This is a genomic window from Colwellia aquaemaris (genome assembly GCF_057548755.1).
Window position 1 is genome coordinate 95,812 of the sequence record NZ_BAAJLV010000006.1, and the last position, 17,486, is coordinate 113,297.

The 17,486-nt window shown below is 37.6% G+C and carries 14 protein-coding genes; 7 read left to right on the forward strand and 7 right to left on the reverse strand.

Going from position 1 to position 17,486, the window contains the following annotated elements; genetic code table 11:
* Positions 1–69: 69 nt before the first annotated feature.
* Positions 70–555 (forward strand): VOC family protein, encoded by a 486-nt coding sequence (locus tag AC27HL_RS15865; RefSeq protein ID WP_487082024.1) that lies wholly within the window; start codon positions 70–72, stop codon positions 553–555.
* Positions 556–645: 90 nt separating this feature from the next.
* Here AC27HL_RS15865 and AC27HL_RS15870 read toward each other — a convergent pair whose 3' ends face one another.
* The 3 genes from AC27HL_RS15870 to AC27HL_RS15880 form a co-directional block, all read right to left on the reverse strand.
* Positions 646–1,890 carry an aspartyl protease family protein gene (locus AC27HL_RS15870; RefSeq protein ID WP_487082025.1) on the reverse strand — a complete coding sequence of 415 codons (1,245 nt, stop codon included), beginning with the start codon at positions 1,888–1,890 and terminating at the stop codon, positions 646–648.
* A 150-nt stretch (positions 1,891–2,040) separates the two neighbouring features.
* Positions 2,041–2,643 (reverse strand): DUF1294 domain-containing protein, encoded by a 603-nt coding sequence (locus tag AC27HL_RS15875; protein ID WP_487082026.1) that lies wholly within the window; start codon positions 2,641–2,643, stop codon positions 2,041–2,043.
* 14 nt (positions 2,644–2,657) lie between these two features.
* Positions 2,658–2,954, reverse strand: coding sequence for an ArsR/SmtB family transcription factor (locus AC27HL_RS15880; RefSeq protein WP_487082027.1), 297 nt, complete (start codon positions 2,952–2,954; stop codon positions 2,658–2,660).
* 116 nt (positions 2,955–3,070) lie between these two features.
* On the opposite strand from AC27HL_RS15880, the gene AC27HL_RS15885 reads away from it, so the two are divergent.
* Together AC27HL_RS15885 and AC27HL_RS15890 are read left to right on the forward strand one after the other, a co-directional pair.
* Positions 3,071–3,985: a permease gene (locus tag AC27HL_RS15885; protein ID WP_487082028.1), complete on the forward strand. Its 915-nt coding sequence runs from the start codon at positions 3,071–3,073 to the stop codon at positions 3,983–3,985.
* Between the two features lie 106 nt (positions 3,986–4,091).
* Positions 4,092–5,225, forward strand: a complete 1,134-nt coding sequence (locus AC27HL_RS15890) for an alpha/beta hydrolase-fold protein (protein ID WP_487082029.1) — start codon at positions 4,092–4,094, stop codon at positions 5,223–5,225.
* On the opposite strand, the gene AC27HL_RS15895 is transcribed toward AC27HL_RS15890, so the two are convergent.
* Positions 5,215–7,209, reverse strand: coding sequence for a winged helix-turn-helix domain-containing protein (locus AC27HL_RS15895; RefSeq protein ID WP_487082030.1), 1,995 nt, complete (start codon positions 7,207–7,209; stop codon positions 5,215–5,217). The two genes, AC27HL_RS15890 and AC27HL_RS15895, sit on opposite strands and share 11 nt — an antisense overlap.
* A gap of 110 nt (positions 7,210–7,319) precedes the next feature.
* On the opposite strand from AC27HL_RS15895, the gene AC27HL_RS15900 reads away from it, so the two are divergent.
* The 3 genes from AC27HL_RS15900 to AC27HL_RS15910 all read left to right on the forward strand — a co-directional run bounded on the left by AC27HL_RS15900 (position 7,320) and on the right by AC27HL_RS15910 (position 11,421).
* Positions 7,320–8,015 (forward strand): DNA alkylation repair protein, encoded by a 696-nt coding sequence (locus tag AC27HL_RS15900; RefSeq protein WP_487082031.1) that lies wholly within the window; start codon positions 7,320–7,322, stop codon positions 8,013–8,015.
* Positions 8,016–8,088: 73 nt separating this feature from the next.
* The gene (locus tag AC27HL_RS15905) at positions 8,089–9,327 is read left to right on the forward strand and encodes a DUF3754 domain-containing protein (RefSeq protein ID WP_487082032.1); all 1,239 of its coding nucleotides are present in this window, start codon (positions 8,089–8,091) and stop codon (positions 9,325–9,327) included.
* A gap of 108 nt (positions 9,328–9,435) precedes the next feature.
* Positions 9,436–11,421, forward strand: a complete 1,986-nt coding sequence (locus tag AC27HL_RS15910; RefSeq protein WP_487082033.1) for a S1 family peptidase — start codon at positions 9,436–9,438, stop codon at positions 11,419–11,421.
* A 65-nt stretch (positions 11,422–11,486) separates the two neighbouring features.
* On the opposite strand, the gene AC27HL_RS15915 is transcribed toward AC27HL_RS15910, so the two are convergent.
* Complete coding sequence (locus AC27HL_RS15915) at positions 11,487–12,725, reverse strand: alpha/beta hydrolase-fold protein (protein ID WP_487082034.1); 1,239 nt, start codon at positions 12,723–12,725, stop codon at positions 11,487–11,489.
* A 263-nt stretch (positions 12,726–12,988) separates the two neighbouring features.
* Between AC27HL_RS15915 and AC27HL_RS15920 the strand changes: the two genes are divergently transcribed.
* Positions 12,989–14,815: a winged helix-turn-helix domain-containing protein gene (locus AC27HL_RS15920; RefSeq protein ID WP_487082035.1), complete on the forward strand. Its 1,827-nt coding sequence runs from the start codon at positions 12,989–12,991 to the stop codon at positions 14,813–14,815.
* Positions 14,816–15,122: 307 nt separating this feature from the next.
* Here AC27HL_RS15920 and AC27HL_RS15925 read toward each other — a convergent pair whose 3' ends face one another.
* Positions 15,123–15,755 carry a dioxygenase family protein gene (locus AC27HL_RS15925; protein ID WP_487082036.1) on the reverse strand — a complete coding sequence of 211 codons (633 nt, stop codon included), beginning with the start codon at positions 15,753–15,755 and terminating at the stop codon, positions 15,123–15,125.
* Between the two features lie 74 nt (positions 15,756–15,829).
* Positions 15,830–17,479 carry an SUMF1/EgtB/PvdO family nonheme iron enzyme gene (locus AC27HL_RS15930; protein WP_487082037.1) on the reverse strand — a complete coding sequence of 550 codons (1,650 nt, stop codon included), beginning with the start codon at positions 17,477–17,479 and terminating at the stop codon, positions 15,830–15,832.
* Positions 17,480–17,486: the final 7 nt, after the last annotated feature.

Consider the following 17,486-nt stretch of genomic DNA (forward strand, 5'->3'; position numbering starts at 1 on the left):
ATTTTTATTAATAAACCTAGCCATCTAAAATAGCTTTATTGAGTTAAATAATGAGATTTGGAGCAAGTAATGAAAATGAATCATGTAGGTATTATGGTTGGCGATATGGATAAAGCCGTTGAGTTTTATACCCAAGCGTTAGGTCTTAAAATAGTGATGGCGAACACTCAGGTAATTGAAGAACATGAAACCGCTATTGGCAGAATGTGTGTGGCTGTTTTTGGTGAAGGCTTTAAAGGTTTTAATATTGCACATTTAGTCACAACGGACGGTATCGGCGTAGAGTTATTTGAAATGAAAGAACGTGCTGAGCGCCATGAAGTTGATTTTAGCCGAATTGGTATTTTTCATTTTTGTTTAGAAACCGATGACTTTGAAGCGGTTATGGAAAAAACAGAACGTTTTGGCGGCAAAGTACGAATGGATATTATGCGCTATCACCCTGAAGATGACACTAAGCCTGCTAAAATGGTTTATTTAGAAGACCCATTCGGTAATTTATTTGAGCTTTACTCGCATACCTATGAAGAAACCTACGCGTCTGATTATGAGTAAGTTTGCGGTTTAATAGCAGGCTACCTATATGCAACTAGTAGCCTGCCTGAGTTAACCTGCTGATTTAATTTCCTAAGCCATAAAGTTGGACTATTTATGGTGGTTTGAATAGCCTGCAATATGTTGCGCCAAAATATTGAAACAAGCATTTCCCCTGGCAATGCATACTTGCTTAATACCAGGAGTTGCAGAAATGTTTAATGCGTCTGACAGAGAAAGCTTTTTTGTCGAAATATGGTCTAGATTGGTGATTAAGTCTCCAACCTTTAAGTCATGCTTGTTCGCGGGAAACTCAGGGAAAATGTAGCGAATTACAAATTCCCCGCTGCGAATTTTTCGCAACTCTAAACCGAGTAAATTGTAGCGAACTTTCAGTTGATCTTGAGGTTCAAGGAACATTTTATCATTCGGGTAATCAATCACTGTTTTATATTGATTCAGCAAAGCATTGCCAATCACCCAAAAGTCATCCTCATCTTCGTCTTTACTGGGGATCAAGTTAGTTTTAATATTTGGAATATTTAATTTCCCCAGTTTAAGTGCTGGCAGTGACACACGCTCGTGTTCTACTTTGCCATTAAGACCGAAATCAGCGGCGGTAATTTTAGCTGAATCAATAGTAATATTTCGGTTTTCGGTGAACTGAGAGGAAATTTTTAAGTAATGTCGACTACCCGTGTCAATTATAAAGTCGCCTGTGGCTTTGTTTTCTTCATTAAATACTAGCGTACCTTCGATAGATATTTTACTGAGGAAGGTATCTATTTCGAATAACTCTGTATGCTGGTTTGCTTGATACGGCTGTGTGCTAACTGTGATTGAATTTTTAGATTTATCGAATTGCCAAACAAAATGTTTCAGCATATCGTGACCAATAACGCCATCAATAAGTGCTTCATCTTCTCGCAAAAAGTAAGGGCTTGTTGATATTGGAATATAGGCTGCTTTTAGGCCATTAAACTGCACCCCAGCCATATTAAAACTTTCAACATCGGTTTGGTAAGCTTTGGTGTTTTCTTCTTCTCCCCAGCCTGAAAGTGACAAGGCAAAGCCTTCGGGTAGTTTCATTGCCTTAACTTTTGGCGTGTCAAAAAGTATTAAGAAACTCGCGCCAGTGTCGACTAAAAAAAGCAAATCTTCGCCGTTGACGGTGGCATTAATATAAGGCTTTTCACCCAAAAAACTTGCTTTTAGTGCAATGGGTTGAGCGCTATTAATTACCGGCTTTACATTGGAATTAATTTGCATCATGCGTAATGAGTTAAGCGTGTCACAGCCTGTTATTGAAGTCAGCAAGGAGATAAGTAATGTGCCGTAAAGTAATTTCCTTAACATTGGTTTACCTAAAATTGTGGATGTTAAGTGATAAGTTATTCCTTTTATTGTGAAATTTTTGTGAAAAGCTCTGATATGCTATGGAGTTGAGTTTACCTAGAACATATAAAACAACCTACATCTAAGGTTTAGATTTAATTTTATTAGTGATTAAAATAGGCGAAGCACATTGGCTCCATTTTCCGTCATCAACCATGTTAATACACTACAATTAATCATCACACTTACCCAAAATACCATTCTAAACTTTTGTTTTTGAGATTTATGTCTTAGGGTTTGTTGCGTGATTATCGCACCTGGCCAGCCACCTACTAAGGCAAGCAGGTGCAATGTTGATTCCGGCGTACGCCAAGCATTACGTTTTGCTTTTGCCTTGTCGAAGGCATAAACAGTAAAGGTAATAAAGCTGGTAACTAAATAAAGTAATACTAAATTTTTGGGCAAATAGTGCAACAAAGCGCCAGTGATGATCAGTACCAGAAATATTGAAGCAAGGTACATAGAAAATGTATTACGTTGTTTGGCTTTTCTTTTGGTTAGTTTCTCACCTGAAAATGTCGCTTGAGCAGCGCACGGGCGACCTTGTTTGTCTCTTGAGGTGGAAAAAGTAATAACATCATTCAATTGTGGTGTGCGTGTTCTATTTGTAAAAGCACGTTTATGAATGAACACATGCTTACCGCCTCCATTGGGCGCAATAAAGCCGTATGCTTTTTCACTATTCCATTTAGTTAATTTTCCTTTTAAACGCATTTTAGATTATGTGCCTATGATGATTGTTCGTCACTACAACATTCATCTTCTAGAAACGAAATAACTGACAGGAATTTGTCGTATTCAACCACACAAAATAACGTTCTACCTTCGCGGCGCTGCTTAATTAGCCCAGCTGACGCTAAACTAGATATATGGTGCGACAATGTTGAGCCGGGAATTGCAAGCTCTTCTTGTACCACACCAACGGCAATACCTTGCTCGCCAGATTTTACTAGGCGTTTAAAAATGGCTAGGCGAGTAGGGTGGCCTAATTCTTTTAAGGCTTTAGCAACAATTTCAATATCCATAATCAATACTCCTAACAATATGCTTTATATTTCCATATTACTAGAAATATATTGACAAGGAAAGTGTAAAGTCTATAATTCGACAAATCTAGAAATATAGTTTTGTGGTGGCTGTTATGAATATTACACAGGAAATGGTATTTGATACCTTAAATATGTTTGCCTTTTTAGCTGTTGAGCTAACCTTACTTTTTTTACTGATAAGTTATCTTGTCGGTGTGTTACAGGAATATATTCCGCCAAGTAAGATTCAAAGTATTTTAAGTAGCAAAAATGGTAAAGGTTATATTATTGCCGGCTTTTTAGGGGCAATTACCCCTTTTTGCTCTTGCTCAACTATTCCATTTTTAAAAGGGCTTCTTAGAGCCAAAGCTGGCTTTGGCACTATGATGGTGTTTTTATTTGCCAGCCCATTATTGAACCCGATCATCATTGGCTTATTTGCCGTAACGTTTGGCATGCAAGTAACCGTGTTTTATTTTGTCATGGCAATGGGGGTTTCAATTGCAGCAGGTTACCTGTTAGAAAAACTAAGCTTCGAACAATATATTAAGCCTGAAGCGTATATCGCCCCGGCAAGTAAAGGGTGCGCAAACAGTTGTGGCGGTGAAGTTAAAAAAGTTGGTAAATGGTTAAGGATTTGGCACAGCACTTGGCAAGATTTTAAAAAAGTATTGCCATACCTTATTGGTGGTATTGCTGTTGGCTCTATGATTTATGGTTTTATGCCAACAGAAATAGTGGCCAGTGTTGCTAGCGACGATAATCCTTTCGCTATTCCGGTGGCAGCTGTTATTGGTATTCCGCTTTATATTCGTGCTGAAGCCGTTATCCCGTTAAGTGCGGCTTTGGCGGCAAAAGGTATGGGGCTTGGTGCAGTAATGGCGCTGATTATTGGTAGTGCGGGGGCAAGTTTAACGGAAGTGGTCTTGCTGAAGTCAATTTTCAAAAATAAAATGATATTAGCATTTCTCACCGTGATTTTATCCATGGCGGTAAGTGCTGGTTATTTATATTCTTATCTTTTCTGATAAAGATAAGTATTCAGGAAAACTTCAGGTTTTTTTCATAACCAATTCAATTAATTATTTCTTTTTATTTGCAAGCTTGAAGCTCTACATAAAAAGGAATAAGAAGATGAACTTGAAGTTTTTTATTACAACACTGCTACTTATCTTGAGCCATAAGGCGCTGGCAAATAGTAAAGATGGTTTTGTTGATATTGATATAGATTCAAAAATAACAAAACAGCATTTAAGCGTTAAAGTAAGTTTGCCGTTAGGTTATGAAAATGCACCTGATAAGCATTATCCCGTATTTATTACTACCGCTGGCGGTAGTCGGATAGATAGCTTAAGGTCACAAGTTAAGTGGTTGAGCCATGTTGATTTTGCACCTATTCCACAAGTGATTTTTTTGGCCATTCCTGATATTCAATATGAAAATAAAGATAAGTTTTCCTCGGCGGCAGGCCAAGAAAGTGCGGTATTAGCCTCGGTTTTACGTGAGGAGGTTTTGCCATATATCGACAAAACGTATCGCACATCGGGTTATCGAATAATTGAGGGCTTTTCTAGCTTTGGCAACTTTCCATTATATATGTTGCGACATCATTCTGATTTAATAAACGCATTCTTTATGTTCAGCCCTTCATTGGCGCTTGATAAGTCAGGCTTGGTTGATTCTTTATCTGATAATTGGCAACTTTCAGCTAAAAGGCATCATTATGTGTTTTTGTCTTTAGGAACATTTGTTGAAAATAAAGCTCTGTTTGAGCAAGCAAAGCAAGCGCTAAACAAATTACCTAAAAGCAATCGACTACAGTTAGCATTTGCCGATTATAGCCAAGACAATTATTTATCTGGGCCTAATCTTGGTTTAGTTAGGGCATCGCAATTGCTGTTTTCTGATTTACAGCCGAATTATCAACAATTTCATCAACAAGGTGAAATCGCTTTAACACGTTACTTTCAACAGCTAAGTGATAAATATAATCAAGAGATAGAACTAAGTAGCAAACGCGTTGACTTGGCATTTTCTTACGCAGAGCATGGTAAGTTTACTCAAGCCATTGCTGTGATGAAGCGTTTAGTTACCGAGCATAGAGACGATACAATATTGCATTTACGTTTAGCACAAGTGCAAATTAAAGCATCTAAACTAGCTGATGCTAAAGTGTCGTTAAAGCGCGCCTATAAACTCGCAAGTGAAGCCGACAATAAAGAGGGCATGTCTTATATTAAAAACATGCTTTCTAATATTACTGACTAAGTTTTAGTTGCACTAATTGCTGCTGCTCAGTGACAAAGTTATCGCTGAGCATGCTATGCTTTTGTGCATTGTAATCAGTCATAAACAGGGCATTAATATCATAATGGTCAATAACTTCTGCTTGCTCATTAATTGGGTCGTAGCGCCAGATATTAAGGTTTTTATCTTGAAAATAAAGTGCGAAATCGCCCTGCATATCCACTCGCCAAAAGTAGCGCCATTGTATTGTTAATGCTGGCAATGCCGTGATTTTCGTTAATTCACCCTTGTGATATTTTTCTAATTGACCTGTGGCATTATTGGTGATGAACATACTCTCATTAATATATTGAGCCCAATTTACCTCTTTTTTTAAAAGAGTACGCCATTGTTTAGTTTCAAGGTTAAGTACTAATAATTGATGTTCATTGTTAATTTTGGCACTGAGTAATACCTGATGATTTTCGGCCTGATAAAGCCGTAAGGGTGTGAACGCTAGATTTAGGTTTGTGGCATCTAACCCTTGGGCTTGCAGCCAAAGTTGTTGGTTGGAGACAAATAATAATGAATTGCCATTAAATACCGTTAAATGATCTTCAACAGGAAATGAGGCATGGGTTATTTGCGTAACACTTTGGTTTTGCTGATGCCAAATTTGCATCGAGCCGGTACGGTTTGAAAGATAGTTTATGCCATTATTTGAGGCATTATATTTTGCTTTAGACTCTCGATAGTGGCTTTCGCCAATATTGGAATCGAGCTGGCGCGTTAAATCTCGCTCTCTTGCACTCCAATCTTGCTGACCAAGTATGGCAAGATAGTTATTTTCTGATAGGGCAACTAAGTCATTAATTTGTTGTAAATTAGACACGCTAAACTGAGCTATTTCACCATCGAGTGTAAGGGTTTGAACCTTATGCTTGTTAAAAATAGCGATTTTATTGTTGGCTAGCCAGCGTACTTTAGCGCTGTGAAAGTGCTCAGGTAATTGGGCTGACATTGTCAGTTTTGGTGTTTTGTTTTCTGCAACTAGCTCAAATGTAGATAGCGTATTGTTCGCAACTATTGCCAGCATATTCTCGGCTATATCGTAACTGTTTACATGAAACGTGCTTGTTTGTAGTGGCGCGTGGGCAAGTGTTTGAGTGTTTAGGGTATGTAAGGTGTTATTTCTTGCTTTATCGGTACGGATAAAAATAATTGTATCGTCAGTTAGCCATCTAGGTGAGTGGTGAAAGTTATCACCGCAAGGTAGCAAAGGCATTTGCTGCATATTTTCAAGCTTTACTAACGTTAGTTTGATACATTTCTTATTTTCTGCTGTATCAGGCGAGATCAGTGAAATTTGGCTAAATGCCAAGTGCTTGCTATTTTTCGATAAAGCTAAGTCGCCATAAGCGCGTAACCCTGTTGCTAATGTTTCTACATTCGCTGAGTTTATGTTTTGTTTGCGTAAATCCTGATAGTTGGCATTTTTTACTAAATAATAGATATCCTGATTCTTGTTGTTTAACGCCACATTAGTGACTACTTCCCCTTGCACCGTGATAGGAATGATATTTTCGACACTTTGCTTATTTTGCCTAGGTTGTTGGTTAAAAATAAACCATAGGCTTACCACCAGTATTAATGCCAATAGCAAGAAAGCAGTAACTAACTTGATAGCTTTGTTACGAGGTGGTTTTTTAACTGGCGAATCACCGGCATGAAATATTAAGCTGTAACCTAACTTTGGATGCGTTTTTATGGCCTTTTGGCTGCGGCCATCATCGTCGAGCAATTTACGTAATTGGGTAATCGCCTGTTGAATGGTATTTGGGCTAACAACAGCGTTTGCCCATACGCTATCGAGCATCTCTTGCTGTGAAACAATATTGCCATTTGCCTGTGCTAGCAGCTTTAACATAGCTAAATGTTTAGCCTCAATGGCTTTGCTTAAATCACCTTTAACTAGCTCTGCCCGCGCCCAATTTATCTGGTAACCATTAACGACTATTTTGTTCAACCTAACACCTTTTAGCCACTGGCTACTTTACTAATGCGAATTAGTCTGCTTGATTCTGTAGGTGAGATCAATAAGATTAAATAATGTAGAACACCAACTAGGAAGATTCTATGAATGTGTCAGATGTACTTAAATTACTTGCAGAAAATAAGAATGATAGGGGCATAGCCAATTGGCAAAAGCTTGAAAATACTCAAGGGTTAGAAAGCTTTGGTATTGGCCTTACTCAGTTAAGGAAATTGGCTAAACAAATAGGGAAAGATCATGAGCTTGCGTTAGCACTATGGGATAGTAACGTTTACGATGCCAAGATTATCAGTTTGCTGATTGACGAAGCTAAAAAAATTACTCAAACGCAAGCAGAGCAACAAGTTGAAGGATTAGGAATCGGCCTATTAACCCATGTGTTTAGCTCGTGTGATGCAACGTTAGCTAAAGCGCCATTTGCGTTTGAGCTGGCGAAAGTGTGGATGAAAAGTGATGACGCAATACGACGCCAATGTGGTTACGGTTTGGTTTATGAGTTCTCAAAAAATAAGCGTAATAAAGACTTCACGGATGAATTTTTTTTAGCGTGCCTAGCGCTTATCGATGAACAAATAGCACATGAAAGCTCAAGTGTGCGTATGGCGATGGGCAGTGCGTTAATGGGTATAGGTAAACGTAATTTAAAGCTAAATTCAGCAGCCGTTAAAATTGCCAAAGTTGTTGGCTCAATTACATTTGGCGATGGTCATTGTGAGCCATTTAACGTGCTTAAACATATTGATAATCAGGTGTTAATTGAAAGGCTTAGTAAAAATTAAGCCCAATTTTATCGTTTTGTAATCTAGATAGATGCTTTAAACTCGAAATATATAATGCTAAATGAAGTAACTTATGGCTACTGATCGATTTATTCCTTATAGAAAACAAGATATTGTTGAGATGTGTTTACGCGAGTTAAACTTTGACGACGCTGGTGTCTCGTTTAAGCAATTCTGCCAACTACTATCTTATTCTTTTCATGTTGAATATCATCAGCATTTAGAAGCATTAAAGAATGATTATGCTCCATTTGAACCCAATGCTGACACTAAGCAACTTGCGCCTTTTTCTAGTGAACAAAAAGCAGAATACCAAGCTAGGTTTGCAGAAAATTTTGCCAATATTCTTAATGCGGCAAATTTTGAAAAAATTACCGAACAAGACTTACAAGATGCGTTAACGGAAGAGTCGCTGTTTAAAGTGAGATTAGAAGTCGAATTTGATGATTTTGAGCAAGTGGTGTTTTATCGTCGAGGTGAGTCACAAAAAAAGGAGAGTGTTTCGTCATTTTTTGGCTTAAGAAAAAAAGTTATCGATTTTACTAACTATGACCGAGTTGCGGTGTTTATTACTTTTAAAAATCAAGCGCATTTTGACGGAAAAAATAAATCTCTACATGGCTTTGAGCCCGGTTCTACCATAGTAAAACTATTCCAGAATGTTCCAAAAGCTGACTTAGAAATGTTGTTTCCAAACAGTGAAGTTCGCATGCGGCCAATTGACAAAGCGATTATTGGTGGTTCAGCTATTGCTGGCGGTGCGGTTGTTTTGGTAACTAAACTTGGTGCTTCACTTGTTTTACTTGCGGCGTTACTAGCGTTTTGGTTTGGTTGGCGAACTGAAGCGGTAGAAATGACCCAGCAACACTTTATTTCTTTTGCTGTCGGCATGGCCGTGTTTGGTGGTTTTATTTTTAAAGAGTGGAGCAAGTTTAAAAATAGAAAAATTAAATTTATGAAAGCGTTATCGGACAACCTATATTTTAAAAATTTAGATAATAATGCTGGTGTTTTTCATACCTTAATTGATGCTGCAGAAGAAGAGGACTTTAAAGAGGCAGTACTCGCTTATAGTTTCTTACTCAATTCTAATGAAGGGTTAACAGCAAAAACTCTCGATGAAAGAATTGAATCTTGGTTTAATGATAAATATCAGTGTGCGTTGGACTTTGAAATTACCGACGCATTAGCAAAACTGCAGAAAATGAATTTGGTTGAATGCAATAACACTAGGTACTATGCCGTTTCATTGGCAGAAGCTAAATGCCGGCTTGATAAACATTGGGATAATATTTTTAAATACGCCAACTAAACGCTTAGGGCATATGTACAATATTTGATAAATTTATATTGAGTAGCACTGATTTTTATGCGTAAACTTAGGGATTAGGAACATAATAATATTAATGGAGTATGCTTAATGTTCAAATTGAACAGTTTTATTTGGGGATTGATTTTAGTTTTATTTTCCTCGCTCACTTTGGCTGCTGAAAAAGAAGAATTTACCTCTTCTCAAATAAAACAATTAAAAAATGGTATATTTGAAGTTGTTACTTTAAAGCTAGAAGACAACGTTGAATATAAAGAGGAATTTCCAAAAGACTTAATTCCTTTCCATATCCGTAATGATAAATACCATAGCCTTGGTACCGCTTTTCTTATCAAAGACAATACTTTTGTATCGGCGGCGCATGTTTTTAACCTCGAGCATCGTTCTTTATTATCAGATAATTATGCTGTTCGCGATGCCAAAGGTAATGTTTTTGAGATCACCAATGTAGAAAAATATTCTAATTACCGTGACCTTATTCAATTTAAAGTTGAAGGTGATACGGCTAAATATCATAAGTTTACGATAGCTAAGGAATACAGTGCCGGTGATGTAGTGTATGCGGCTGGAAATGCTCATGGTGAAGGGGTTATTTTTAGAAAGGGATCTTTGACCTCGTTTACTTTTGAACCGATTGACGGTAAGTGGAAAAACATTCGCTATTCAGCCGCCGCTTCTCCTGGTAATAGTGGTGGTCCTTTGCTGAATCTATCCGGCGAAGTTGTAGGTATTGTGACGCAAAAATCGTCAAGTGAGAATTTGAATTACGCTTTTCCTATCAAAGAGTTTATTGCCTTTACTGATAAGTCGGCCGAGTTTTTTAATAATCAAATGGCTGAAGTTGAAGCATTACAACGCTTACGGTATTCGTGGAATTTTAGTGCCAAACTGCCACAAAATATTCTTAAGTTAAGAAAATTAGCTGAGCATAGTTTTTATGAAAGATTTGAGAACGGCCGTGATGAATTCGAAGCTAAATATGGTAAGGACATATTTCCAAATCATAAAAACGTAATGAGTTACCTTAAAAATCAATCTAATAAAGATATGCTTGGCATTATTGATATTAATGGTAATGGCGAATGGTCGTTATTTAGACCAGATGAAGAATCAAGTATTAAAATTAGCAATGATCAAACATTGTACTTTCATGGTAATGATAAAATCATGGGAAGTTATCAGTTTGTACTAGAAAAGCCTAAAAACAAGAAGCTGAAAGATTTTGTCGAAGATAAAAAAGGTATTTTAGATACTTTTTTAACATCAGTGCAATGGAATAGAAAAGTCGCAGAAACGCCAATATACATATCGTCGTACGGTGCACCAGTACATGAAGAACAAGTAACGGATAACTATGGGCGAAATTGGCAAATGGCGACTTGGAATGATCAATATTCAGACCGAGCTATTATGATTTATTGTTTAGCTATTCCTAAAGGTGTTGCCTGTGATTTGTTGGAAACTTCTGTTGCTTGGTTAGCGGTACAAAAAGGTGGTTATAAAGATAACTTACACCGAATGATGTTGTCATACTCAGCTAAGCTAGAAGAGTGGCAAGAGTTTATTGAATTACCTGATAATCTAGTACCAAAAAGCTTTAAAAATTCTGTACTTGAAGTATCGGCTGATACCATTGAATTTGAACTTGGAGAATTTACTGGCAAGTTGAAAGATTTAAAGCTTACTGGAGATAGCAAGCTGTATATTGCAATGGAAATAAACCCGGACAATGTAAATGAGCTGATAGTTGGAAGTTTAAATTTAACGCCAAATGAAAATGAGTCGGGAACTTTCTACGTGTCAAAATACTATAATATTGGCTCTGAAGCTTCTGATAGTTATAAAGACTTTTGGCATAAATTTACAACACTAAAATCACCATATAATTTTGAAGTGATTGATGAGGGTGAAGTAAACAGTAAATATATGAATTTAGGCGCCTCGGGTAAGTTTAAAAACTTAAGGGGTGATAAAGCAGAGAAAGTTGGTTACTTAGTTGGTTGTAAGCTGCAATCTGAAGTTAAGATTGAAGAGCTTAATAAATCATGCGATTCATTTGTCAACGGGCTTAAATAAATTAACTTGTAGCTGAAAAGCAGAGTTAACAATATTAACTCTGCTTTGTTGTCGGTTTTTATCAACTACATTAACTCCCAAATTTCCCAGCTTTCAAATTGATATTCTTTTGCCAGTGATATTGCCTTTGCTTGAAATTTTTCAGCTAAATCTTGTCGTTCAATACCTTGATAATATTGACTCATTTGCTTATGCCAACCCGGGTAACTTTGTCCCTGTGCTTTAATACTCTGTAAAAGTTGTAGTGCTTTTGCATAGTTTTTCTTTTTATTGAAACCGTTAGCTAAATGAATTGTCACCATAGTTAATGATTCAGGGAAGTCACTTTTAACCGCAGTGAGTATTTCATCAACTTTTTCAATTTGTTTTGACCAAAACATATATTTAGCAAATTGATAGGCTTGCAACCAACCAAACTGATAACCAGCCCACGATTTTTGTTGTTTTTTAAAATGATTAAGCACAGCTTTATAATCGCCAATGGCTAACATGTCAGTACCATCTAAGGCGTAGTTTGGCGACAAAAATTGTAGTCCGTCATAAAGTGCGGGCAGCGCGGTGGTAAAATGGTTTTCGTTCGGGTAATGCTTAAACTGCCAGTGCAAATTTTCAGGGGCATTGGTGGTAAAGGTTTCAATAACTTTATCAACCCCCATACCTTCTTCGTTTGCGACAGAAATAAAAACAGGAGCATGGAGCTTGTTACTCTTTAGCAATGGCGTGAGTTTTTTAGGCAAACTAAAATCATCAAACCAAGCACTTGGGCTCATTGAGAGAAAAGCATTAAATGGCGTGTTTTCCTGCATCATGCTGTACAAAGTAAATAGCCCGCCTAAAGAATAACCTGATAGCGCTTTTTGCTTATTGGTGCGGTAAGTCTTATCGAGTAAAGGCAATAATTCTGAAGTTAAATATTTTTGCAGCTTTTGCGCATCGCCGAATGCTGGGTCTTTAGGATCAGGCCAAGTGGTGGTTTTTAAATAGTCATCGCCACCTTGATTCGCGATGCCAAAAACAATCATCGGCGGGATTTTGCCCATGCGGGTTAAGTTTTTCACCACAGCAGACACATGCTGAAATTGAAAATCTGCGTCTATTACAAAAAGGCTTGGGTAATCACGGTTATTCATAGCATAGCGTTCTGGTAAAGACACCATGTATCGCCTTACTTCGTTAAATACTTTTGAATGGTGTTGAGCTTCGTATCCTGACACTATAGGTTTTTCTTTCGTGCGATTATCGGTTGCAAAACAGGATGTACTGAAGATCAAAGTGGAAAAAAGTAACGTGACTATTCTTATCATTTTTTATTCGCCATTAGTTAAGTTGAGATGATATTTACCATAGCAAAGTCTTTAAAAATACTAGGGTAGGTTTGGTGAAGAATTGGTGAAGATTAAACAATTACTAATTATAACAAGCACTAATTTTCTTAATTGCATTTAACTTCTGGAAATTTACTCGCTATCCTGCCTACGAGTTTAGTAATCTTTGCATACAGATTAGGCCTGACGTTTTGAATAATTATCGGTTAAGATAAGCTTGAAGAAACTGTTTTGACGAATTTATGATATACACAATTAACAACTTTGAATTTAATAGTGAAAGCTTGGTACTAAGCCAAGGGGCTGATGCCATTGCTATTCGTCACAACGAAGCCAAGCTATTGGCATTGTTATTAAAATCCCCCGATAAAGTGTTTAGCAAAGAAGATATTCTTACCAATGTTTGGCATGATAAAGTTGTTTCAGAACAAGCTGTTTTTCAAAATATAAGTCATTTACGCAGTATTTTCGGCAATAATGCCATTAAAACTTTTCCCAAAAGAGGTTATCAGTGGCAGCTGCCGTTAACACTGAACGAGATCACTGAGAAAAGTTCGCTGATACAAGAACAAAACCTCGATAATTTTGTTGATGTAGGTAAGTCAGTTATAAAAGCGCCTACACATTCAATATCATTCAATAGCCCATTTCTCATTGTTGCTTTCGCGTTAATCGTTAGCCTTTTATCATATTTTACGATCAGCAGTACTGAAGAACAGGTATCGTCTGTAAAATTAAGTTATTTAACAAATACGGAAGATAATAGCTTACTTACTATAAGCCTTATTGATGATGATAATTTTGATTTTACCGAATTAGCAGGCATTGGTAGTGAACATTTTTTAAGTGCAATTGAAATTGAATATCCAAAGTTGAAAGTGCAGCATCCCTATATTTTAGTGGTTGATTTAAGAACATATCAGCAACAGTATTTTCTCGATTTTGTTATAAGAGGGCCGATAGCACAATGGCAAGGGCAATTATCAGGCGAATCTAAAAGTGAGGTGGTGTTAAATCTTAAAAGCCATATAAAACAAAAGTTTATTTACCAGTTGCTGGCAGAGCAAAGATCACCTGAAATTATGCTGGCGAGTTTAACTATTGCACATCAAACGACACCAGAAGATTTGGTGATACTGAGTGAGCTTATTCGAAATTACATCAACCTTAATGAATTTGATAAGGCTATGGTGATGGCGGAAAAGTTGGCGAATAGTGCATTGTCGAATGGCAATGTTCAACAATTGGGTAATGCGTACTTATTTCAAAGCGAAATTTTAACCCGAATCGAGTTGTTTGATCTTAGTGCTGAAAAGCTAGCACTTGCTCTGACAGAATTTAAAAAAATCAATGATCTAAAGCGCCAAGCTGATGTTTGGAATGCTCAATCTTGGCTCGATCACCAAAATAAAGATTATCGTGCGGTGAAAGAAAGTTTACTGAAATCTGCCGAACTGGCTTTTCAAGCTAATGATAAGCCGCGCGAATTACATGCATTAACCTACCTTTCTGTATTGGCGCATAAACACCATCAAGAAACGGATAAGTATTTATATTTGCGTCAAGCTGAAGAGAAGATGGAGCAGTATCAATTGCCCGTTTACTATTTTGCTAAGATACCTTTTCATTATGCGATATATGCTGATAATCTAGCGGCAAAAGAGCCGCATTTAAAGCAAGTTTTGGCGCTTAGTGAACTCACCCCTGATCACTGGCTAGCGCAAAATAGTCGCAAGCAATTGCTAAAATATTACATATCGCAGAATCGAATTGAGGATGCTAAAAATATACTAGCGGCTGCAACCACAGACAATGCACAAAATGCATACTTAAAAACACTGTTAGCACAAGTCAATCAACCCGAAGAAGAGTTTACTCGTGTTGCACAAACGAGCTTTGAGAAAGCGCAATTAGCTGGTGATAAAACCTTAAGTTTGGATATTGCGCTGTTGCTATGTAGCACACCGAACGTACCAGTAAATTATGATTTTTACTTACAATATATTGACGAAAATGCGACTAAATCATGGCGTCGTAACAATGAAGTTAAATTGCTAGCATTAAATTAGGGCGTGTTGATCTTTGCGGTATAAATTTTGTTCGAAGTAAAGGTGATTTAGCCAAGGCGTTACGATTGAAGTGTAGTTATTCTATATAAATGAGTAACAACACTGGATAAATCGCCTTTAAACGAATCCAAGGGACAACGTTTATTTAACCTTTTTACTGCGTTATCGTCTTTTTATGTGGAACAACCACATGACAAAGACTCTGCCTTGTATAAAAGTTAAATTAACTGTTGCAAAAACATACAGCAAAGATAAACACGCCCTAGTAGTCGCATGTTTATTTATCTTAATGTGATATCAGTATTTGCTACAGTTTTTCGATAATAATGTTGTACTGATATTGGTTACTGTTACCTTTACGAACAGCAGTCATCATGGCTTGTTCTTGTAAAGATTTTCGCTTAAATAAACCATCTTGCTGATTTAACGGGTGATCGGGAAAATACATTTGTGTTAATAATGAGTCGTAACCTTTCTTGCTAATTTTTAGATGAATATGCGGTGTTCGCTGCTGATTTTCACCTAAAGGGTAAGCACCAGGAATGACGGTTTTAAATTTGTAGCTGCCATTAATACCACTTTGTAAGATCGCCCAAGCTTGGAAGTTATTATCAATTGGTGCGTCACTTGTATCGTGCGGATGGTGGTATTTTCCAAAATGATTGGCTTGCCAAAGATCAATAGTAACATCTTCGATAGGCTGTAAATCTTGATCCAGCACTTTGCCAAATATTTCAATAATCTCGCCCTTTGCCACGCCGTTTTGTCCTGCCACTTTCGTTAAATCAGCATCTTGATCTTTTTGCGGTGTGATTGGATAGAAAGGCCCTTCAACTTCTTGTGGCGTGATGCTCTTTGCCAGCGATGGCAATGAGATAGCTGCTGTGATGGTACCTGCTATGGTATTTTTAATGGCAGAACGTCTACTGATGTTTTTCATATCTAATTCCTGTTATTAAACGATTAGCAATGGTTAAGCTTATTGCCAATCGTTATTTATTTGCCGAATTGCTGCTATTTAAGTGCTAGCCAATTTAATTTCCAATTATTATCGCGTGACTTTAAGGTTAGAGTATTTCTGCCTTTTTCGAGTAAAAACTTTGTACCTTGTTGTGTTTGCCATTCGTGGTAGCCGCCAGTTTTTTCGATGGTTGAAGAGGCGACTTTTTTATTATTGTAAAACACGTCAAATCCTTGGGTGTTGCGCGGAGCTGCTACGCGATATTCCAAGCGATAAAGGCCAGTTTTGGGGATATCAATTTGATAGGTAATTTCGGCGTTATTAGCAATGCCACCAGCACCGGTAAAATTATAATCACCATCGACATCTGAGGTTCTAGTTAATGAACTACCTGAATATTCGGCGGCCCATTGCGCTTCCACGCGACCTGGTATGTTTGCCCAGCCAGCTGTTGTCGAAACAGGTTTACTGTAATGTCCTTGCACATGTCGTTTCACAGCCACAACAGTATAATCATACTTAAGGGGCTTTATGTCGTGATCAACAAACTTGGTTTGCGTTATATTGCTGGCAAGCAAAGTAAACATGCCGCCTGAAACTTGATTACGATACACACGGTAACTTTCTATATCATCTTGCTTACTCGCATCCCATGTTAGTGTTACAGCGCTATCTGTTTGTGTTAGTTGTACATTGGTAACTTTGTCTGGAAAGCCGGGGTGTGCCAGTCGACGCTTATTTTCTTGTACTTGAGCAAAGGTTAGTCGTTGCTTAAATTCAGCGGTACTTTTTGAAAGACTAGGCGCTTTACCATCAAGTGCGAGTCTAAAGCCGTCAACGCCGCCAGCGAAATCTTCAGGAATACGCCCGCGTTGTGCTAATGGCCAATGGCTCCAGTGCCAGCTGCCGCCACGGGTGGCACGATTTTCACAGTTTTCTGTTAAATAGGCTGAGCCGTCGCGTGGCGTTTTGGCATAATTATCGACATAGCAATCTGCTAAGTACTCTAAAACATTGCTTAACATATCATACAAACCGAATTGATTAGGTTTATACATACCAACGATACTGGCATAGGCTGAATGATCAACGCAGTTAGCTAATTCTCCTGACCAGTTGTAATAGCTGGTATTGCCATCTCGCTGTAGAATGTTTTCACCGCTGAGCTCGGCAACATTGGCAAAATCACACACTTTGGTCATATCTTTATCGTCACCAAAAAAGTAGTCTGTTTTAGTGCCTGCTCTTGCCGCATATTCCCATTCTGCTTCCGTTGGTAAACGATAAGGTTTACCTGTTTCTTTAGCTAACCAATTGGCGTACGCATTTGCGGCTTGCCAATTTATGCAAACAACAGGTTGATATTCACTGGTATTTAAAGCATTCGTTTCCCAGTTTCCTTTGGAGTAGGGGCGAAACCAGCCATTTAATTCATGACGACATTCTTGTGGTGCAGCATAATTAGTTGCTTCGATAAACTGTCTAAATTCTGCGACGGTTATTTCGTATTGCGCCATACTAAATTGCTTAATATTTACCTTATGTATGGGTTGAGTGTTTTCTTGGGCTAACGAACCCATTTCAAAGCTACCAGCTGGAATGGTTACCATTATAGGTTCAATTGGTTTTGGCGAAACACCAGCATATAGAACCGAACTGTTAGATAGTGCAAATGCTGCGATTAAGAGTTTGTTTAATTTCATTTCAACT